The organism is Oribacterium sp. FC2011 (assembly GCF_000701645.1).
Taxonomy (GTDB): Bacteria; Bacillota; Clostridia; order Lachnospirales; family Lachnospiraceae; genus Oribacterium.
In genome coordinates this window covers 47,131-67,496 of sequence record NZ_JNJM01000022.1, presented here as the reverse complement: position 1 = coordinate 67,496, position 20,366 = coordinate 47,131, and the positions used below count along the sequence as shown (strand labels likewise).

18 protein-coding genes and 1 tRNA gene are annotated in these 20,366 nt (G+C 44.8%); 1 reads left to right on the top strand and 18 read right to left on the bottom strand.

The features are described from left to right. Positions 1 to 148: 148 nt before the first annotated feature. From T357_RS0115060 to T357_RS0114995, 14 genes are all read right to left on the bottom strand, one after another. The gene (locus T357_RS0115060; RefSeq protein WP_031554425.1) at positions 149 to 1,387 is read right to left on the bottom strand and encodes a putative glycoside hydrolase; all 1,239 of its coding nucleotides are present in this window, start codon (positions 1,385 to 1,387) and stop codon (positions 149 to 151) included. 272 nt (positions 1,388 to 1,659) lie between these two features. Further along, positions 1,660 to 1,842, bottom strand: a complete 183-nt coding sequence (gene rpmF / locus T357_RS0115055) for a 50S ribosomal protein L32 (protein ID WP_029200168.1) — start codon at positions 1,840 to 1,842, stop codon at positions 1,660 to 1,662. Between the two features lie 188 nt (positions 1,843 to 2,030). Next, positions 2,031 to 3,392: an FMN-binding protein gene (locus T357_RS0115050; RefSeq protein WP_031554422.1), complete on the bottom strand. Its 1,362-nt coding sequence runs from the start codon at positions 3,390 to 3,392 to the stop codon at positions 2,031 to 2,033. A 232-nt stretch (positions 3,393 to 3,624) separates the two neighbouring features. After that, complete coding sequence (locus tag T357_RS0115045; protein ID WP_031554420.1) at positions 3,625 to 4,824, bottom strand: acetate/propionate family kinase; 1,200 nt, start codon at positions 4,822 to 4,824, stop codon at positions 3,625 to 3,627. Positions 4,825 to 4,896: 72 nt separating this feature from the next. After that, entirely contained in the window at positions 4,897 to 5,892 is a 996-nt protein-coding gene (pta, locus tag T357_RS0115040; RefSeq protein ID WP_031554417.1) for a phosphate acetyltransferase, read from the bottom strand. A gap of 242 nt (positions 5,893 to 6,134) precedes the next feature. After that, complete coding sequence (locus T357_RS0115035) at positions 6,135 to 6,467, bottom strand: cyclic-di-AMP receptor (protein ID WP_031554414.1); 333 nt, start codon at positions 6,465 to 6,467, stop codon at positions 6,135 to 6,137. Between the two features lie 112 nt (positions 6,468 to 6,579). Beyond that, positions 6,580 to 8,025, bottom strand: a complete 1,446-nt coding sequence (locus tag T357_RS19440) for a tRNA(Met) cytidine acetate ligase (RefSeq protein WP_044917124.1) — start codon at positions 8,023 to 8,025, stop codon at positions 6,580 to 6,582. A 123-nt stretch (positions 8,026 to 8,148) separates the two neighbouring features. Then, positions 8,149 to 9,531, bottom strand: coding sequence for a PFL family protein (locus T357_RS0115025; protein WP_031554409.1), 1,383 nt, complete (start codon positions 9,529 to 9,531; stop codon positions 8,149 to 8,151). A 67-nt stretch (positions 9,532 to 9,598) separates the two neighbouring features. Then, positions 9,599 to 9,874 (bottom strand): ACT domain-containing protein, encoded by a 276-nt coding sequence (locus T357_RS0115020; protein ID WP_031554406.1) that lies wholly within the window; start codon positions 9,872 to 9,874, stop codon positions 9,599 to 9,601. Positions 9,875 to 10,119: 245 nt separating this feature from the next. Continuing rightward, positions 10,120 to 10,938 (bottom strand): MBL fold metallo-hydrolase, encoded by an 819-nt coding sequence (locus T357_RS0115015; RefSeq protein WP_031554404.1) that lies wholly within the window; start codon positions 10,936 to 10,938, stop codon positions 10,120 to 10,122. A 68-nt stretch (positions 10,939 to 11,006) separates the two neighbouring features. Then, positions 11,007 to 11,642 (bottom strand): dephospho-CoA kinase, encoded by a 636-nt coding sequence (gene coaE / locus T357_RS0115010; RefSeq protein ID WP_049962472.1) that lies wholly within the window; start codon positions 11,640 to 11,642, stop codon positions 11,007 to 11,009. A gap of 49 nt (positions 11,643 to 11,691) precedes the next feature. Further along, on the bottom strand, positions 11,692 to 12,090 hold the full coding sequence (locus T357_RS0115005) for a hypothetical protein (protein ID WP_044917123.1): 399 nt from the start codon (positions 12,088 to 12,090) through the stop codon (positions 11,692 to 11,694). Positions 12,091 to 12,258: 168 nt separating this feature from the next. Continuing rightward, the gene (gene polA, locus T357_RS0115000; RefSeq protein ID WP_155991486.1) at positions 12,259 to 15,018 is read right to left on the bottom strand and encodes a DNA polymerase I; all 2,760 of its coding nucleotides are present in this window, start codon (positions 15,016 to 15,018) and stop codon (positions 12,259 to 12,261) included. 10 nt (positions 15,019 to 15,028) lie between these two features. After that, a complete protein-coding gene (locus tag T357_RS0114995) occupies positions 15,029 to 15,367 on the bottom strand; it encodes a zf-HC2 domain-containing protein (RefSeq protein WP_031554393.1) in 339 nt (112 codons plus the stop codon). Positions 15,368 to 15,446: 79 nt separating this feature from the next. On the opposite strand from T357_RS0114995, the gene T357_RS0114990 reads away from it, so the two are divergent. Next, a tRNA-Leu gene (locus tag T357_RS0114990) sits at positions 15,447 to 15,527 on the top strand. 139 nt (positions 15,528 to 15,666) lie between these two features. Here the strand turns inward: T357_RS0114990 and upp are convergent. The 4 genes from upp to T357_RS0114970 all read right to left on the bottom strand — a co-directional run bounded on the left by upp (position 15,667) and on the right by T357_RS0114970 (position 20,244). Beyond that, entirely contained in the window at positions 15,667 to 16,311 is a 645-nt protein-coding gene (gene upp / locus T357_RS0114985; protein ID WP_031554391.1) for a uracil phosphoribosyltransferase, read from the bottom strand. Positions 16,312 to 16,335: 24 nt separating this feature from the next. Next, the gene (locus T357_RS0114980; RefSeq protein ID WP_031554389.1) at positions 16,336 to 17,013 is read right to left on the bottom strand and encodes an acyltransferase; all 678 of its coding nucleotides are present in this window, start codon (positions 17,011 to 17,013) and stop codon (positions 16,336 to 16,338) included. A 92-nt stretch (positions 17,014 to 17,105) separates the two neighbouring features. Next, the gene (locus T357_RS0114975; RefSeq protein WP_031554387.1) at positions 17,106 to 19,115 is read right to left on the bottom strand and encodes a DNA topoisomerase; all 2,010 of its coding nucleotides are present in this window, start codon (positions 19,113 to 19,115) and stop codon (positions 17,106 to 17,108) included. Between the two features lie 67 nt (positions 19,116 to 19,182). Then, entirely contained in the window at positions 19,183 to 20,244 is a 1,062-nt protein-coding gene (locus tag T357_RS0114970; protein WP_031554385.1) for an aldose epimerase family protein, read from the bottom strand. Between the last annotated feature and the right edge of the window lie 122 nt (positions 20,245 to 20,366).

Genomic DNA, 20,366 nt, shown 5'->3' with positions numbered 1-20,366 from the left:
TCTGTCTGCTCTTCGTGAAGCACAGGCACTTATATCAACGAAATCTAATTATAACAGAAAGAATCCTTACGTCAAAGATTTTAACGTCTCCAAAAGAATATCCTTCATAGCTGATATAACCGGATATCAATTTCTTACCTTTTCAATTTCATGCAGACAGAAACGCATCCCACTGATACTCGTTATTGGCGTTCCATATAAGCCACTCATCGTATCCGGCATCGTAGACCGCCTGTATCTCCTGTCTTATTTCTTCAGGCCCATAATGGAGATAACTCGAAAGGTATGAAGCCGTAAATCCCTGAAGCCACGGACGGACCTTTGCCTGATGTACTCCCTCAACCTCCTCCAGAGCAAGATCCTTTTTGGAAGCATTACAGGCACCAAGTATAGCCTCATAAGGATGCTTGTCCGGAACATCCAGCCCAAAATTCCCGTTTCCGTAGTGGGAAGGGTATATCATGGGGCACATATAATCCACAGCACTTGCCATAACCGGATAGTCCTGTCCTACCGAAATTGTATCAACATAAGATCCAATGATAGTTCCGAAAACGTCCGCAGACATAAACACATTTTTATCCGCCAGTCTGTCCGAAGCGAACTTGATAAATTCGGTGATGATCTCCGTCTTGTCCATACCCTGGGTTTCTTCATCGGTATAAGTCACATTGTTCATACCCTTTTCGGTACAGAATCTCACATAGTCGAACTGGATTTCATCAAAACCAGCATCAGCGCACTGCTCCGCCACCTGCACCTTATACTCCCAGGCTTCCCGGTTATAAGGATTGATCCATGTCATGCCGGAGGCATCATGGAATACAGTACCGTCATTATTGTGGTTCAGCCACTCCGGCTTAACCTGTTCAAGAAACGGATCTCTAAAGGTTACAATACGGGCAATGGCATAAATATTATGCTCCTTCAGCATAGACATAAGTGCGTTGATGTCGGGAATAGTCTCCTGCACCGAACCGATGGATTCGATGAGTTCACCACCCATTTTGTACTCGATATGTCCCTTATCTTCCAGAATATCTATGACGACAGCGTTGATCTCGGTGGCATCTATATGCTCAACGATGGTCTTCATTTTCTCCGCTCCCGCAACCTTTGAGCTGATGTAGACGCCCTTTACTTTAACCGGAGTCTTATCCGGCACTTTCTTAGTCCATATAGCTGCCTGTTCTATAGCCGCACTTTCGGATTCCTCGATTTTTATCTGCTCCTCAAGGGACTCCATGAATCTGGATTCCTCAGCAGATTCAGATTCATATTGTATAAGCTCATCCGACTTATTCACACTGTAGACTATAGGCGAATGCTTCTGGCATCCGGTCACCATCAGACTCAGCAGCATGATCACCGTTAATAACCTTTTCATAAAAACTCCATTCCGATACCTTAGTGTACCGGGATAATTCGTAAATATTTTTCACACTGATATCCATTCCGGCTTTTTCAGCCGGCGGTACAAATTGTGATGAATAAAATCCTTCACATTAGTATCTCTGCACCCCGGGGAAACAACTTAAGTCATTATACCACGTAGCTCCCATTTAACAACTTCAACGGTTTTTGAATATTTCCATACACAGAAAAAACCCTGAAGCATAACACTTCAGGGTTAATTATCTCTTATTAAATCGGCAAAGATCAGTCTTCAACCTTAACGATCTCACGCTTGTTGTAAGATCCGCAAGCCTTGCAGACTCTGTGAGGCATAACAAGAGCACCACACTTTGAACACTTTACAAGGTTCATCTTTCCCATCTTCCAGTTAGCTCTTCTTGAATCTCTGCGAGCCTTAGATGAATGATTCTTAGGACAAATTGACATATTTACACCTCCTTCGTCATACCGAGAAATTATATCCAACCGGTTATTTTATGTCAAGCAAAATCATAATTGATTTTAGCAATTGCACGCTCGATATACGATACTACTTTACGCCAATAATTGCAAGAGGATTTTTTGAAAGTTTTTGAAATGGTGTCTTACCTCAGGCAACAGTTCAGTGTGTCAAATCACTTTGCAGCCTCTGCGATAAGTCCGATGTATCCTGCAGTATCGGCAAGGGTTGCTCCGCTTACTGCATCTACAGCATCATCCTTTTCGGATAGTGCCTTTACATCCGCAATGCTCATACCGTTTACATGATTCTGGATAGCATTGTAATTTTCATCGATACGTACTGTTGCACCTGCCTTCTGGTTCATCATCTCTGAATAATAGTCAGCATTAACTCTCTTTGAGAAAAGAACATTCTGAGGATCGGCATATCCTGCTGCAAAATTTTCAGTATCATCGGAATTTGGCACACCCTCAACCTGGGAAGCATCTCCGAACTGGAAATCATCAATCCATGAGAGGATAACATTATCACCGTCCGTAAGAACTGCTGCTGTTGAGAAGCACTTGTTTCCGTGTGCGGCACCTATAGCCATATCGAGCTTGAGATCCTCGCTGGAACCGTTAAACTCCACAGCCTGTGTTCCCTGAGCGATCTTTGCAGCTTCAGCTATGGCTGCAAGATAGTTTCCTGTATCGGCAAGTGTTGCGCCGCTTACTGCATCTACAGCTGAATCATCATTCTTATATACAGAAAGCTCATCAATGGTCTTTCCAACCGCAAACTTCTGTATCTCGTCAAAATTATCATTGATACGAACAGTGCTGCCTGCCTTCTCTGCCATATTCTTACTGTAATAATCAGCATTTACTCTCTTGCTGAAAAGAATCTGACCCTCAGCAAAGCCCGCGCCTAAATTCTCTGTATCCGTACCGTTAGGAACTCCTGTTACGGCTGAAGGATCTCCAAACTGATATTCATCAATGTAAGCCGCAATAACAACATCATCCTTAACTACTGCGGTAACCTGTGAGAAACACTTATTACCATGTGCAGCAGTGATAACCTGTCCCATCTGAATGCCGCCTTCTACAGGTATGATCTCTGCAGGAGCAGAAACAGCCGGAGCCTTGGTTTCAGCCTCTTCAACTTCCAGACCCATAGCCTTTGAAACAGCATTCTTAACTGCAGTAGAAGTAACCGTTGCTCCGGAAACGCCGTCGATCTCAGGACCGTTTGCTGCGATAATCTGCTCCTTAAGTGTATCAAGAGCTGCACCGCCTACATCCGGTGTCTCCTTATCGCCTGTAAGAACCGCGTCGGTTATAGAGCCATCTGTAACTGTAAACTCTACTGTTACTGTACCTCCGAAGCCCTCAGCCTCTCCCTTTAATGTTTCACCCTTTGCAGCAGCCTCTGTCGCCTCTGCTGCCGCTGTTGTTACAGCCTCTGTTGCCTGTGGTACTGACTGTGAACCGCAGGCCGACAATGTAAGTACTGCCAGTGCTGCCGCGGTATAAATGATATGCTTTTTCATAGTATACATTCTCCTTTTGTACAATTGTATTTTGCTCAATACATTCTACACGAGCAGCCTATATATGTCTATAGTTAAAGATCTATTTTAGACTGATTATTTATTCATATCTATAAGGGTTAGGTATAACTTGTTTAAACAATTCTGCCGTCATAAAAAAAGATCCGGCAGGACAGTCCCACCGGATCTTTTTATTCATATATACTTGTAATTTCCTTTTTCAGGATGTCACTCAGGCCTCTACAAGGCGAAGTGTGTCACGTGCGATAGCAAGCTCTTCATTTGTAGGGATAAGGAAGATCTTAACCTTTGAATCATCTGAAGAAATAAGTGTATTCTTACCGCGAACATCGTTTCTCTCATCATCGATCTTTGCGCCGAGGAATCCGAGATACTGATCAACGATACGCTTACGTGCATTCTTGTCATTCTCACCAACGCCGGCTGTGAAGGCGATAGCATCAACACCGTTCATTGCAGCAGCGTATGCACCGATGTACTTAGCTACTCTGTACTCGAAAGCATCAAGTGCAACCTGAGCCATGTGATTACCCTCAGCGGCAGCCTTTCCTACATCACGGAAGTCTGAAGAAACGCCTGAAAGACCAAGCACACCGGACTTCTTGTTAAGGATGTTGAGAACTTCATCTACAGAAAGCTTCTCATGGTTTGCAAGGAACTGTACTACTGCAGGATCGATGTCACCTGAACGCGTTCCCATGATGAGACCCTCAAGCGGGGTAAGACCCATAGATGTATCTACACCCTTTCCGCCGATAGATGCAGAAACAGATGCACCGTTTCCAAGGTGGCAAACGATAACCTTTGCCTTCTCAGGATCAAGGTTACCAAACTTGATAGTCTCGTGAGAAACGAAGTTATGAGATGTTCCGTGGAAACCGTAACGACGGATGCCGTACTTCTCATAGTACTCTGTAGGAATTGCATAGTAGAATGCCTTCTCGGGAAGAGTCATACCGAAGGTTGTATCAAATACAGCAACGTTTGGCTTACCGGGAACAACCTTCTCACAAGCCTCGATACCAAGAAGGTTTGCAGGGTTGTGAAGAGGTCCGAGATCGAAGCACTCACGAATGATGTCCTTTACTTCCTGAGTTACAACGATAGACTCTGTGATCTTCTTTCCGGCATGAAGTACTCTGTGACCGATAGCACCGATCTCATCAACAGACTTAACAACACCATGTGCAGCATCTGTAAGAGCATCAAATACGAGCTTAACTGCAACGCCGTGATCAGGCATAGCTGTCTCAAGCTCAAAATCATCCTTACCCGGAGCCTTATGTGTGAGCTTTGAACCGTCGATTCCGATTCTCTCGCAAAGACCCTTGGCAAGAACTGACTCATTTTCCATGTCGATGAGCTGGTACTTAAGTGAAGAAGATCCACAGTTTAAAACAAGAATTTTCATTGGTTTTTTCTCCTAATTATATAAATTAAAAAGAGGGTCAAGTCGCCAGGGCCTGACCCTTGAATTTCCTAATTAAGCATTCTGAGCCTGAACAGCTGTCATAGCAACTACTGCTACGATATCGTCTGCATAGCAGCCTCTTGAAAGGTCGTTAACAGGCATTGAAAGACCCTGAAGAACAGGACCGTAAGCGCCGGCATGAGCAAGTCTCTGAACAAGCTTGTAGCCAATGTTTCCTGCTTCCAGTGAAGGGAATACGAGTGTGTTTGCATGACCTGCAACTGCGCTGCCCGGAGCCTTGAGCTCTGCAACTGTAGGATCAAGAGCTGCATCAAGCTGAAGCTCACCGTCAAGCTTGATATCAGGATACTTTTCGTTAGCGATCTTAACAGCCTCTGAAACCTTTGTTACGTCATCATGCTTTGCACTTCCCTTTGTTGAATATGAAAGCATAGCTACCTTTGGCTCTGCGCCAACAAAGCTCTTGAAAGACTCAGCAGAAAGTGCTGCGATCTCAGCAAGCTTCTCTGAATCAAAATCTACGTTTACTGCACAGTCAGCGAATACGAAGGTACCGTTCTCACCGTACTCCTTTGCATCTGTCTCCATAAGGAAGAAACCTGAAACAGACTTGATGCCCGGCTTTGTCTTAAGAAGCTGAAGAGCCGGTCTGATAGTGTTACCTGTTGAGTGGCATGCACCGGAAACAACACCGTCAGCATCACCGCACTTGCACATAAGACATGCATAGTACATATAATCCTTCTCCATCTGCTCCTTAGCAGACTCAGCAGTAACGCCCTTGCTGCCTCTGAGCTCAACGAACTTATCAATGTACTTCTGCTTGTTGGCATCGTTGTATGGATCTACAACTGTAACGCCTGTAAGATCAAATCCCTCACCGTTCTTGGCAATTTCTTCAGGAGTTCCGATCAGAACAACGTTAGCGATACCCTCCTTTGTAATCTTTACAGCAGCCTCAAAGGTTCTCTTGTCCATAGATTCAGGAAGTACGATAGTCTTCTTGTCTGCTTTTGCCTTAGCCTTGATCTCATCAATAATAGCCATTGGTGTCATTCTCCTCTCAATATACACATTATAATTTAATCATCTGCGACATGCCTTTCCTCACCAACCTCCTGTTGAAGGAACCGGCAAATGCGCGGTGACAGGTTTATGTTTTTAATGCACACAGTTGTAACTCTGTATACAATTCGACATTAATAAATATTATACTCGATTAGACTTGCCGTTCAAGTCACAAGCTCCTTGATTTTCTGCACAAAATCAAGGACAAAATGTGTTCCGGTTCAATACTTCTCAAATCTCTCCAGATTGACCACCATCACCGTGGCACCGCCGATCTCCACCGGCACCGGCATGGTTGAATAGGTATTCATGGAAGTACCGGAAACATAAGGCATATTGACCGTGATATTCTGGCGTTTTCCGCATTCATTCTTTATGATCTCCACACAATCGTCGACCTTCCCGTCATCCGTCGCGATCATAAGTGTAGAATTTCCTTTACGTAAAAATCCTCCCGTACTTGCAAGCTTCGTCACCTGGTAATGAGCAGCATTCAGCGCATCCACCACATCATCCTCATTATCATTACGTACAATTGCATAAACCAGTTTCATCCTCTGCCTCCATGATCATAAGCCGCTCAGAACACATACCATTCAATGAAAATCCTTTGTGACAATGCTTCCGAACCGACTCTTTTCAATAGATAAATGATACCATAAAACTCTAGTCAGCGATTAAAAATTTTTGCGTAAATTCATTCCCGTAACTTATTAAACCGTCGTCACATTCTCCCGGACTGTACACTTTATTATATACATCAGCAGAATACATATCCTGGTTAAACAAAGTTTCCGCGTGGGAAGCATTGATACTGAGGATAAGCTCCTCCGGTGTCTCTATAGTTTCCTTCCTGCGAACAGAGAAAAGCTGCTTTTCATACTTCGAAGCTGAAGTTACCACCGTAGTTTTCACACTGCCAAGCATATCTCTCGCTCTTTTACGAATGCCAAGAATCCTCACATACGGCATCATATCCGCTTCCCCGAAAAATCTTCCCCTGAGAACCCGGACATCCTTCTTACTGATTCCCAAAAGAATGTGGAGCAGAGCTCGCGAAATGCGGGTATAAGTGTAATTTTTCGATTTTATGGCTTCTATTCTTTCAGTAAATGTCATACGGTCATGTATCTGTTTTTTCAAAGCATCCGCTATCTCCCTGGACACATCCAGATAGTCCGTAAAGGACGATGGCTGTTCAGGCGACATACGGTCAAGATAATAAAGCTGCAGCATTCTGTAGCTCAGCATATCTGACAGCATATCCACGTCTGCATATGATTGGTTAATGCTTACATCATCCTCCGACTGAGGATTCTTTATAGCATCACGAATAGCATGGGCACTTTCAAATTTCTGATTCCGTCTGATACAGTCAATGCGGAAGCAGTCACCCTGCCTTTTTACCGCCTTTATATACTCAACTCCCAGAATGTCATTGGGAAGAAGTCTCGAGGCCATGGTGCCCGATGAAGAATCGTCCTTTTTAAGAAGACCTGTACCCTCCCGGGCATCCGCCGGAAGACCCGGTTCACCTATGTTTTCAGACTTTTTCCCGTTATTTAAATCCTCATCAGGATTTCCTCCCGATACACTGTCAAGTATATTTTCAAAGGCCTTTTCATCATCTCCGGAAAGCACCAGACTTATGGCTTCCGCCCTGGCCTTTGCATAACTCATACCGGCTTCAACATTGTCCCTGATGGCAGCATTTAATTTGGCATTCTCCTTGCTTCCGGAATCCAGTTCGAGATCTGCAATCTTCATGAGATGATCCGGATCACCGGATTCAGAACCAAAAAGCAGAATGTCAACAAATCCAAGAGATCTTAACGTCGCAACTCCCCCGGCAGCAAAATCCTCCGCAGAGGATGTCGAAAACATCTCCGGAATCTGCACCACCATATCAACACCGCCCTGAAGCGCCGCCCAGGTTCTTTCATATTTATCATATATGGCAGGCTCTCCCCTTTGAACAAAATCCCCTGACATGGCAGCCACAACATAGCAGTCGCCATAGCGAAGCCTGATACTGTCAATAAGATATTTATGTCCCTCATGGAAAGGATTAAATTCAGTTACTATTCCGATAACATTTTTCCCGTTGTACATAAGCCCTCTGTTGTTATTTTATTTCAAAAAACTCCTGCATCACGATACATCACACATGTCTACTTCGGCATAAATATCACAAATAATTAGTCCGGAGGGCCGATACCCTCCGGACTATTCTCCTTAGTTTTTAAAGCTGTGTATCGGTGCAGGAATCCTGCCCTTTCTGTTAACAAAAGCCGAGCAGTCAAAGGTATTGACTGCCATAACCGGTGCATGGCCGAGAAGGCCGCCAAAGTCAACATGGTCTCCAACCTTCTTGCCGTATGCAGGGATAACCCTGACCGCGGTTGTCTTCTGGTTCACCATACCAAGGGCCGCTTCATCAGCGATAATGCCGGAAATAGTAGCAGCGGTGGTGTCTCCGGGAATAGCGATCATATCAAGGCCCACAGAACAAACGCAGGTCATGGCTTCAAGCTTCTCAAGATTAAGGGCACCGGCCTCAACTGCATTGATCATACCCTGGTCCTCAGATACCGGGATGAATGCACCGCTGAGTCCTCCCACAGAACTGGATGCCATGATGCCGCCTTTCTTTACCTGATCATTAAGCATTGCAAGTGCCGCAGTGGTTCCGGGAGCCCCAACTTTTTCAAGGCCCATGAGCTCCAGAATATCCGCAACAGAATCTCCGATTGCAGGTGTTGGTGCAAGAGAAAGGTCAATGATGCCGAAAGGAACTCCCAGTCTCCTTGAAGCTTCCTTCGCCACCAGCTGTCCTACTCTCGTTATCTTGAAGGCTGTCTTCTTTATAAGCTCCGACAGCTCCTCAAAATCAAGACCCTGGGCATTACGCAAAGCATCACGTACCACGCCGGGACCCGAAACGCCTACATTGAGAATGCAGTCAGTTTCGGAAACCCCGTGAAAGGCTCCGGCCATAAACGGGTTATCGTCAGGAGCATTGCAAAATACAACCAGCTTGGAGCATGCCGAGGAGTCGGTATCTTTAGTGCGCTCAGCGGCTTCCTTTACCATTTCTCCCATAAGTCTTACGGCATCCATATTGATACCGGTCTTGGTAGAACCGAGATTGACCGAGGCACAAACTATATCCGTTTCTGCAAGAGCTCTGGGAATGGCCCTCATGAGCATCTCATCCGCCGGTGACATTCCCTTCTGGCAGATAGCCGAAAAACCTCCAAGGAAATTAACCCCTACAGCCTTGGCAGCCTTATCCAGAGTATGAGCTACCTTTACAAAATCCTCTGTCGACTTGCAGGCACTGCCGCCGGCAAGAGCTATGGGAGTTACCGAGATTCTCTTGTTTACGATAGGCACACCATAGTCCTTTGAAATCTCTTCACCTGTCTTTACCAGGTCTCTTGCATACTTGGTTATCTTTTTATATATATTGTCGCAAAATGTATCAACATCCTGTGCCGCACAGTCAAGAAGACCGATACCCATGGTTATGGTACGAACATCAAGATTGTTATGCTCTATCATGTTGTTGGTCTCAGATACCTCAACAGCATTTACAACATCATTTAAAATTGCCATATATTCTCCTTTGGTAATGCATGATGTAACGAAATATCACTTCGCAAATATCATAATTCCATGAATATCAGATTCTGTGCATCATGGTGAAAATCTCTTCAAGCTGCATCTTGATATCCACACCGATCCGGTCCTTACCGTACTGTGTAAGCTCTCCCGCAACCTTGTCAAAAGGATCCTTTATTCCGGATACATCGACGATCATCATCATATTGAAAAATCCGCCTGTGATGGTCTGTGAAATATCAAGGATGTTGATATTTGCCTCTGAAAGAAATGTACACACCTTCGCTATGATACCTACACTGTCCTTACCAACAACGGTAATAATCGCCTTTTTCATAAAACCTCCTTGAATCCATTAAGCCGCTGACACATTTCAGCCTGCAAGTTTCTTCTATAATAAGCATCGATGCAATAAAAAAACAAGTTTAATATTCCATAATTTGCCTTCATTTTTAAATACAATCACCCGGAGTTATGGCACCTATAAGCACACAAGCCTTTATTATGGAAATCCTTTTCTCAGGACAGGTCGGAAACATATATCGTTAAACCACACCGGATGAAACGTCAGACTTTAACTTCTTAAATCTCAACAATTTCCGAAATCCGGTCCCTGTGGGCAACGGTAATGTTTATCTCTTCAGATTTGTGCTCGGAATCAGACTTGTCTATCTCCCGCCTGACTGTGTTTAATGCTAACACCGGAAGATTGTTCTCCTTACTGAGGTGCCCCAGGAAAACATGCTTTACGCGTCTTGAGAGTATGGAATCCAGAAGAAGTCCGCAATTGTCATTGCTGAGATGTCCATGGTCGCTTAATATGCGTCGTTTCAGAGACATTGGATACGGCCCGGTGCTGAGCATTTTAACATCATGATTGGATTCGATCACCATACCATCCAGATCTCTCAAATGCTCAGCGATGTAATCGTCATAATGCCCGAGATCCGTAGCAACCGCTACTCTTTTAGCCGAATTCGGTTTTCCTTCACCCATTGTCTCCACTCTGTAGCCCACCGGATCCGCAGCATCATGATATATGCTGAAAGGACATATCCGGAGGTCACCTATTTCCATGGTACTGTCGGGAAGAATCGGGAAAAGATTGTCTTTATGGACATCCCCCAATGTCTTATTGAGCATTACCTCCCTGAGGGTTCCGAGAGTTCCGTACATCGGTATGCCGTATTTTCTTGCTATTGTTCCCACCGCCCTTACATGATCAATATGCTCATGGGTAAGGAATATGGCATTAATGTCCTTAAGATCCAGATCCAACTCATGAAGTCCTGTATTAATAGCCTTCATTGTCACGCCCACATCTACGAGTATATGGGTACTCTCTGTGCCTATGTATGTGCTGTTCCCGCCTGAACCGCTGGCAATGCTTGTAAACCTCATTAAAATCAAAACCTTTCAATAACTTCATAATCCGGAACACCGGGGTGCATCCACCCTTCCGGGAAGGATTACAGCATCTGAACAGCCTGATTGTGTTCACCGAAAAAATCCCTCATGTGCTTCCTGATCATTTTAACCGTCTCTTCCGGGGAGCCTGTATTGTCGATCCCGAATGTGGCGATCTTCCCGTATTCGTCATCCCCGATTTGCGAATGAATCATATCATGGGCTTTTTCTTCTGTATAGCCCCTTGTTTCCATAAGGCGCTTAACTCTGACTGACCTTTCCGCATATACCGCCCAGATCTCATCACATAAATCTGTAAAAGCTTCATTTGGTAATGCTGTCTCTACCGCAAAATCCGCATCCCGGGAGCCGGTCTCTTTTCTGACATATTCCCACACAGCAGGATGCACTATTCCATCGACCTTTTTTCGAATGTGATTCTTCCCGCTTCCATACAGCTTTTTTGCAATCGCTTTAAGATCCGCAGTGCCATCCTCTTTTTGAATGTCTTCACCCAGAAGCTCTTTCAGTTTTTCAAAAACAGAATTTCCATCAACATAAAAAGACTTGGCTATGTCATCCGTCTTCAGGATCACAAACCCATAGTCTTTTTCCAGGGTGTCAAGTACTGTAGACTTACCTGCACCGACGCCTCCTATAACTCCGATTATCATCTTTATCTTTGCCTCATTCGCCAATGCTGCCTTCCAAAGGGCAGCCTCCGTAAGTCATCTTAACCCCTGTCCGTCATGGCCGGTCTTTCCATGATATCCTAAGCTCAGTCCAATCATTCTCACTCTTCTGAGCATTCAGCCATGCAAGTCCTTCCATCACTCCGGCTTCATCAAAAGCAAGCTCTTTATATAGCTTTTTATCCTCCGGCGTCTTGTCAAAGGAAAAGGGTTCCGGCCAAACCCAGACACCCAGGCGAAGCCTTTCCTTTGTAGGATTCATGATCTTTTCTCCGGTCTTTTTATCCACCGGATAATCCGCTTCCCCTGCTTCGATTTTTTTCAAAAGTTCAGTATCAGGATCCTTATAAATCACCTTGGACATACGATAACGCATGCCTTCGGAGGAACCCGTAAAGCTCTCCTTTTTCAAAAAGCCCAGGTGCATTATATCTGTTTTTTCTATTAAAGCCATTTTCTTGAAACCGTTTAGTCTTTCTTCTTAATTTCGATAGATCTAAGTTCCGGTGATAGAAACTTATTATTCAGCATTTCTCTCACCGGACATTTATAAATGTTATCAGCTCTCAATAAGCTCCCAATATTAGCCGGGCCGGTTTCTCCCACTAAATATCCGAAAATGTCAGTGAGCCTCGTCCCAGTTATATCCTTCGCTTGCATCAGCCACCAGAAGTACTTTAAGTTCTACGGCATTCTGCATCTTTTCAACCAGAAGCTCTTTCACCTTATCCTTCTCTTCTACAGGCGCTTCTATCAAAAGCTCATCATGAACCTGAACAACGATCCTTGACTTGTAACCGCCTTCGCGAAGTGCTCTGTCAACTTCGTTCATGGCTTTCTTCATGATATCAGCTGCAGATCCCTGGATAGGGCTGTTCATCGCAACTCTTTCACTGAAGGATCTTCTCATAAAGTTGGAAGCATTGATATCCGGAACCGGTCTCCGTCTTCCGAAAACGGTCTTTATATAGCCATGTTTCCTGGCAAATTCAACTTCACCGTCCAGATATTTTTTAACATCCGGATATGTTTCAAAGTATCTTTCGATATATTCCTTTGCCTCCATCCGGCTGATGGACAGACCTTCACTGAGTCCGAAGGCGGAAATACCGTAAACTATACCGAAGTTTACGGCCTTGGCATTACGCCTCTGCTGCTCTGTAACTTCCGAAAGCGGTATATGGAATACCTGGGATGCTGTAACCGCATGGATATCCCTGGCATCTTTGTATGCCTCAATAAGCTTCGGATCTCCCGAAAGTGAAGCCAGTATACGAAGCTCCACCTGGGAATAGTCGGCATCAATGAAAACACATCCCGGCGACGGTACAAATACCTTTCTGAACCTTCTTCCAAGCTCTGTTCTGATAGGAATGTTCTGAAGGTTCGGGTTTGTGGAGGAAATACGTCCTGTGGCGGTAACCATCTGGTTAAACTCTCCGTGGATTCTGCCATCCTCACGGATGAATCCCAGGAGGCCCTCCGCATATGTCGAATTCAGCTTACTGAGTGTACGATACTCAAGTATATCTCTGACTATCGGATTCTCCTCCGCAAGCTTTTCAAGCACATCCGCAGCTGTAGAATATCCTGATTTGGTCTTCTTTCCACCCTTTAGTCCAAGTCTTTCAAACAAAATCTCACCAAGCTGTTTCGGCGAGTTGATATTGAATTCTATTCCGGCATCTTCATAAATACTTTTCTGAAGCTTTTCTATACCGGCCTTAAGCTCTTTTCCATACTCAAGAAGAGCCGCTTTATCGACCAGAATTCCTGCCACCTGCATATTGTAAAGGGTATATACAAGAGGCATCTCAATGTCTCTGAAAAGCTCCGTCTCCTGAAGCTCTTCAAGCTTTTCCATAACCGCCTTAAAAGACCACTCTGCGACTATGGCAGTATATGCCCCCATGGTTTCCTCAACTGTTCCGGGAAGATCGTGTCCGCAGGATGTGTCCGATTTTGAAGCCGCCTTGAAACGATCCCTGAGTTCCTTTTCCGATGGTAATGTCACCGACATAAAGTCTCTGGCCAGATCCTCATAGGTATAGGTATCCTTCAGAGGATTAATGACATAAGCTCCAAGTGACAGATCGAGAACATTGCTCTCAGACGAGAATTCACAATCATAAAGCTGAGACTTAAGGTTCATGGTATAGAGATGCATTCCCTCTTTAAGAGACAGCTCCTTAAGCTCCTTTTTCCAGTCAAAGCCATGGAATTTGAAGTATCTGCCGCCCTCAAGCGCAAAAAAGAGTTCTGTGGCATCTGATGTTTCCTGATCTGAAGCTTCAGCATCCGGCTCTTCATCAAATACCATTTCCATCTGTCCTGAAGCACTTTCCAGAACCGATGGTTTATGAACTATACAGAATCCTGCAGCCCCCTGACTTGCAGCATCCTTAAAGGCAATCTTCGCCATAAAAGGATCATCCACTGACTTTATCTCTGAAAGATCAAAATCCTGATGCTGTTCAATGTTAAGAGAGGTTACATCAAAACGTTTAATGAGAGATTTAAGCTCGAGTCTTTTTATCATTTCAAAAGACTCTTCGTTAAACATATTCTCCACCTTCGCGTCATCATATTCAAAATCTATGGGCGAATCAATGTTGATGGTGGCGAGAGTTTTGGAGAGCTTTGCATTATCCCACTCATCGATAAGCATCTGTGCAGCCTTTGGCTTCCGGGGCACCTTGAATTCAGGATCCCCGGAAACGGCTGCTTCATGTGCAGTTTCAATGTCATGATACTTTTGAATGATCCACTCTGCAGACTTTGGGCCGAGGCCTGCCACTCCGGGAATATTATCCGAGGTGTCACCCATAAGAGCCTTCAGATCGATGAATTCCGACGGGGTTACTCCCCAGGTTTTCTTCACATCATCAGGATAATAGATTTCCTCAGTAGTCACTCCCTTGGAAGTTTTAGGAAGATAGATTTTGATATGCTCATCACTTAACTGAAGGAGGTCTCTGTCTCCGGAAACTATGGTTACATCCACTCCCTTTGCCTGAGCTTTTTTTGCAACGGTTCCCAAAAGATCATCCGCCTCAAATCCGCCTTTTTTCAGAAGCGGAATGTGCATAGCCGTGAGAACCTCCTGAATAACGGGTATCTGCTCGTGAAGTTCCTGAGGCATAGGCTTACGGGTTCCCTTATAGCCTTCAAACATCTTATGTCTGAAGGTAGGCTCATGAACATCAAATGCTACCGCAAGATGGTCTGCCTGTTCCTCATCCAGAACCTTCAGAAGAATGTTTAAAAATCCATATACCGCATTTGTATGCAGGCCCTGAGAATTGGTAAGCTCCGGAATCCCGTAGAAGGCACGGGACATGATACTGTGTCCGTCTATAAGTAAAAGTTTATCTGACAAAATTATCTCCTCTTCACATGATCCACATCCTGATCTGCATTATAAAAATGATCAGCACTGCCCAAAAAGCTATGGTATCCACAACCATAGCAGCTATCCTTCTGGTAAACAAACGGAACAGGTAGAATCTGGAATCACTTATGGTCTTTTTAAGCGCCTCATCAATGTTCAGGTTGGTGTCCACATCGGAATCCAGCTCCGCCGCACCTCTGTAAACCATATGGGTGATCCTGAGCTCATCCATACATTCATCACATCCGTTCACATGATCGATGAAATCCTTAAGCTCCGCATCTGTCAGCTTGTTATTCAGATAATCATATATTTTTTTTCGGGCATCCAGGCATGTCATAATGTTATTTATGGGTCAAAATCGGCATCGATTCGACTTGAAAACCTTTCGATAATGTGCTAATTTATATAAGTCTTAAGCCGCCATGGCGGAATTGGCAGACGCACGCGACTCAAAATCGCGCGGTTTATCCATGCCGGTTCAAGTCCGGCTGGCGGCAGACAGAAAGTGGATTGGTTTTAAACCGATCCGCTTCTTTTTTTATCATAAACCCGGCAGTCGGAACGAAGCAATACAGGGTTTATACTCACTATTATGCTACAAAAGTAGGGAGCATGCTCCCTACTTTTTTCATTTCATTACTTGGTTCCGAAAATACGGTCTCCGGCATCACCAAGTCCCGGACAGATATAAGCATTTTCATTAAGGCAGCGATCTACGTTTCCTACATAAACCTGAACATCAGGATGTGCCTCAACAAGTTTCTTAATACCCTCAGGAGCAGCAATAATGCAGATAAATTTGATCTTCTTTCCGCCGTGTCTCTTGATCTGAGTGATAGCATCAACAGCAGATCCGCCTGTTGCAAGCATAGGGTCGCATACAACTATCTGTCTCTCCTCGATAGGATGAGGAAGCTTACAGAAATACTCAACCGGCTGATGTGTAGACTCATCTCTGTACAAACCGATATGACCGATCTTTGCGCTTGGCACAAGAGCTGTGAGTCCGGAAACCATGCCGAGTCCTGCTCTTAAGATCGGAACGATGGCAAGCTTTCTTCCGGCAAGCATAGGAACACTTGCTGTCTCGATAGGTGTATCGATCTCTACAAGCTTTGTGGGAAGATCATGAAGAGCCTCAAACCCCATAAGCATGGCGATCTCTTCCACAAGCTGTCTGAACTCATTTGTTCCCGTTGCCTTATCACGAAGAAGTGAAATCTTGTGAGTAAGCAGAGGGTGATTGAGAACTGTTACATTTGATCCATAATTGTTATCCATTTAAAATCTCCTTTATAAAAAAGTTTAATCTTCTGTTTTTCTGATGATCTCATCCTTTGACTTATAGATGGAATCGGAATCCACACAGCCCCTTACGGAACTAAGGGGGTAAATGTTGGTATTCCTTCCGATAACCGTGCCGGGATTAAGTACCGAACCGCAGCCTACCTCAACATGGTCACTGAGCATGGCACCGAACTTCTTGAGTCCGGTTTCAATGTCTCCGTCCTCAGCATGCACTTTCACAAGCTTCTTGTCGGACTTTACATTTGATGTAAGTGACGCAGCTCCCATGTGTGATTTATATCCAAGAATGGAATCTCCCACATAATTATAGTGTGGTGTCTGCACTCCGTCAAAGATAATAACATTTTTAAGCTCACAGGAATTACCTATGACGCAACCCTTACCGGCAATGATATTGCCCCGGAGAAATGCACACTGTCTGACCTCTGTCTCGGGTCCGATAATGATATACTCCGCAAAATAAGCAGAATCAAAGACCTTGGCAGTCTTGTGGATCCAGACATTGGGCTTTACTTCATCATACTCCTCCTTTGGAAGAGTCGGTCCGTAGGCCGCGATAAAATCATGAATTTTCGGAAGTACCTCCCAAGGGTAAGTGCATCCTGAAAATGCCTCCCCCGCCTCTGTGTAACTGAGGTCATACATGGCCTCTATTGTCATATCGCTCTTTTTCACTTTGTTCTCCTGTTTTCATCTCAAATGAGACAGTTGTTTGATGTTTCTCTGTGTTTTTTGATCCGGTAATCAGCCGAAACTGCCGCATAGCTTTACATTGATCTGATCTTCTCAGTCTTTTCTCTCACAAACTGCTCCAGCTTATCCATGTATTCCCGCTCGGTTATCTTTCCTTCCGCCACCGAACTAAGGCCCATTTCCCATGAGGCCGTAAGCTTCGGATTGAGAAGATGTGGTATGGATATCTTAACATAATAGGCTATATGTTCGCCAAGCTTTGTAGGTGTCAGAATCTGTGTCTTTTTCTGAAGTGACACATACTTATCATCCACAAGCTTTGTGAGTATTCCTGCCCTGGTCGCACTTGTGCCGATTCCGGCGCCCTTGATCTGAGCTCTCAGATCCTCATCTTCTATGAGATTTCCCGCATTTTCCATGGCAAGGATCATTGAACCGGAAGTATATCTCTTAGGCGGTGAGGTCTCGCCTTCTTTAACCTGCAGTGTACGAAGACTTATCTTCTGGCCCTTTTTAAGCTTCAAAAGCGCTTCACTCAGGCGTCCGTCTTTGTCTCCGGTTTCTTCAGAATCCTGTCCGCCCTCCGGCTGTCCGTCACCGGCAGCACTTCCTGCGTCACCGGCTCCCTCCATGGCCTTCGCAGCATCTTTCTTTACATTGGCAACCTTCAGATACCCCTCCTCTTTCAGGGCTCTGGTTCCGGCTGTAAACATTTCATCATTACAGATTATAGATAATGAAATCTTCTGATATACTGCCGGCGGATAAAAGATAGCAAGAAACCTACGGCAAATCAACTCATATACTTTCTTAGCCAGAGGTTTTAAGGACTGATACTCCCTCTGTCCCTGACCGGTAGGAATGATCGCATAGTGATCGGCGATCTTCTTGTCATCCACATATCTGGTTTTTCCGATGTTTTTACAGGACCCGTTCTCAAGTATTTCCTGTGCCGCTGCAGCCACCGGCTCATAGGTGGAAAGACCCTTTATGTTTTTTGCTATCTCCTTTGATACCGCAGTAGATAAAACTCTCGCATCAGTACGGGGATAGGTGGTTAATTTCTTTTCATAAAGCTCCTGAGCTATAGCCAGAGTCTCATCCGGACTTATCTTAAACATCTTTGAGCAGTCATTCTGAAGCTCTGCAAGATTATATAAAAGCGGAGGATTCTTTGTCTCCTTCTTTTTTTCGAGTCCTGTAACCTCCGCATCTCTTGGGAAGGGCATGAAGCTCTTCATAAACTCCACGGCACGACCCTGCTTGAGGAATCCCTTTCCGTCATATATCTCTGTTGGTGCGTACTTCTTTGAGCCTTCTGTTTCCTTCCAGTCCGCGGTGATCACGGCACCGTTTCCGATGTCAAAATCCCCCAGGATACGGTAGAAAACCGTCTTCTGAAAGGCTCTGATCTCCTGCTCACGCTTTACTATCATTCCCAGGACACAGGTCATGACACGTCCCACTGCCACCACCATCTTGTCCTTATGATCTATGTTGAGCTCCCGTCTTATGCGGTTACTGTATTTAAGGGACAAAGCTCTGCTGAAGTTTATGCCCATGAGATAATCTTCTTTGGCACGTGAAAAGGCGGCGGCCGAAAGATTGTCATAAGCACTCTCGGGCTTTGCTTCACGGATGCCGCGAAGGATTTCTTCATTAGTCTGAGAGTCTATCCAGACTCTCCTTTTCTCCTTGGATTCCGGCACCTTCGCCATCATCTCCACAAGGCGGTAAATGTATTCTCCCTCCCGGGCACTATCGGTGCAGACATATATGGTGTCCACATCCTCACGATTAAGCTGTTTGGAAACTACCTGAAACTGCTTTTTCGTACTCTTTCCGACTTCGTATCTCCACTCGGAATCCCCGGGAATAAAGGGCAGCGTGTCAAAACTCCACTTTTTCAAAGACTCATCATAAGCCTCGGGATAGGACAACTGCACCAGATGTCCTACACACCAGGTAATGACATAGTTTTCATCTTCCAGAAATCCGTCGCCTCTCCTGACATTATTCATACCGAGAGCCTGAGAGAACTGCTGCGCAACGGAGGGCTTTTCCGCTATAAATAACTTTTTCAATAAAACCTCTTTATAATATCAATTATTATTCAGTTTAATCCTTAAATGCTCTGAATAGTAACTATGATCACTTCACTTCCCACTTGAAAACCGTGGTGGTGTCGTATTCTTCACCGACTTTGACTATAGATGTCGGCCAATCTGCCTTATGCAGGCAGTCAGGATAATGCTGTGTTTCGAAACAGTATCCGTGGTGCGGTCCGAAATGAACTCCGCCCTTTCCTTCAAAGTCAGTAGCCATGGAATTGGTTGTATAGAACTGCATTCCCTCAAGGTCTGTGTATACTGACATTTTGATGCCTGACTTTTCGGAGAAAGCTGTGGCCGCAAGCCTTACATTTCCGTCGAAATCATTAAGCACCCAGTTGTGATCGAAACCGCCGGCAAAATTAAGCTGGTCAAAATCTGTTCTGAGATCTCTCTTTATAGGCTTCGCTGTGGTGAAATCCATAGGTGTACCCTGAACAGATACTATATCACCGTAAGGAATAGAATTCTTGTTGGCAGGTGTAAAGCGGTCAGCATTGATCCATACTATCTGGTCCATGGCATCTCCGCTGTCATATCCGTCGAGATTAAAGTAAGCATGATTTGTCATGTTAAATACTGTGTCCTGATCGGCTGTTCCTGTATAGTGGATGCTGAGACTGTCGTCTTCTGACAATGTATATGTCACAGAAACCCTGGCTTCACCGGGAAATCCCTGGTCACCGTCAGGTGAAATAAGTGAGAACATTACATAGCTGCCGAGTCCTGCATTATCATACTCTGCATCCCATACTCTGTTTCTCCAGTAATCAAGTCCTGAGTGAAGATTGTTAACGCCCTTGTCATTCTTCGTAAGCTCATAGGTCTTTCCGTTGATCTCAAAGGATCCGCCGCCGATACGGTTTGCGTTACGGCCCAGAGGCTCTCCCATGTGACCGGGGTTCCTGAGCAGCATCTCAACATTATCAACGCCGAGAACCACATCTCTCCTGTTTCCCTCTTTATCCTTTACCAGCATGGTAAGCCAGATTGCACCCAAATCTGTGAAGCTGGCCTCTGTACCATTACCGTTTGTCAATGTATATCTCTTAACCTCAGTTCCGTCCTGAAGCTTTCCTAAAACCGATTCTTTTACTGCCATTTCAGATTCCTCCATTTTCAACGGGGAAGATTTTTTCCTTCAGTGAAAGATTCACGCGTTTTGCCTGATTCAAAACAAAACCTGCCTGCCCCCCGAATTTGCTCCGACCATTATACACCAAA

Excerpts from the sequence above, each read along its gene's own strand:
- T357_RS0115060 (WP_031554425.1), bottom strand. The coding sequence starts at position 1,387 with ATGAAAAGGTTATTAACGGTGATCATGCTGCTGAGTCTGATGGTGACC.
- rpmF (WP_029200168.1), bottom strand. The coding sequence starts at position 1,842 with ATGTCAATTTGTCCTAAGAATCATTCATCTAAGGCTCGCAGAGATTCA.
- T357_RS0115050 (WP_031554422.1), bottom strand. The coding sequence starts at position 3,392 with ATGAAAAAGCATATCATTTATACCGCGGCAGCACTGGCAGTACTTACA.
- T357_RS0115045 (WP_031554420.1), bottom strand. The coding sequence starts at position 4,824 with ATGAAAATTCTTGTTTTAAACTGTGGATCTTCTTCACTTAAGTACCAG.
- pta (WP_031554417.1), bottom strand. The coding sequence starts at position 5,892 with ATGGCTATTATTGATGAGATCAAGGCTAAGGCAAAAGCAGACAAGAAG.
- T357_RS0115035 (WP_031554414.1), bottom strand. The coding sequence starts at position 6,467 with ATGAAACTGGTTTATGCAATTGTACGTAATGATAATGAGGATGATGTG.
- T357_RS19440 (WP_044917124.1), bottom strand. The coding sequence starts at position 8,025 with ATGTACAACGGGAAAAATGTTATCGGAATAGTAACTGAATTTAATCCT.
- T357_RS0115025 (WP_031554409.1), bottom strand. The coding sequence starts at position 9,531 with ATGGCAATTTTAAATGATGTTGTAAATGCTGTTGAGGTATCTGAGACC.
- T357_RS0115020 (WP_031554406.1), bottom strand. The coding sequence starts at position 9,874 with ATGAAAAAGGCGATTATTACCGTTGTTGGTAAGGACAGTGTAGGTATC.
- T357_RS0115015 (WP_031554404.1), bottom strand. The coding sequence starts at position 10,938 with ATGAGGTTTACAAGCATTGCCAGCGGTTCAGGCGGGAACAGCACATAC.
- T357_RS0115005 (WP_044917123.1), bottom strand. The coding sequence starts at position 12,090 with ATGGCTTTAATAGAAAAAACAGATATAATGCACCTGGGCTTTTTGAAA.
- T357_RS0114995 (WP_031554393.1), bottom strand. The coding sequence starts at position 15,367 with ATGACATGCCTGGATGCCCGAAAAAAAATATATGATTATCTGAATAAC.
- upp (WP_031554391.1), bottom strand. The coding sequence starts at position 16,311 with ATGGATAACAATTATGGATCAAATGTAACAGTTCTCAATCACCCTCTG.
- T357_RS0114970 (WP_031554385.1), bottom strand. The coding sequence starts at position 20,244 with ATGGCAGTAAAAGAATCGGTTTTAGGAAAGCTTCAGGACGGAACTGAG.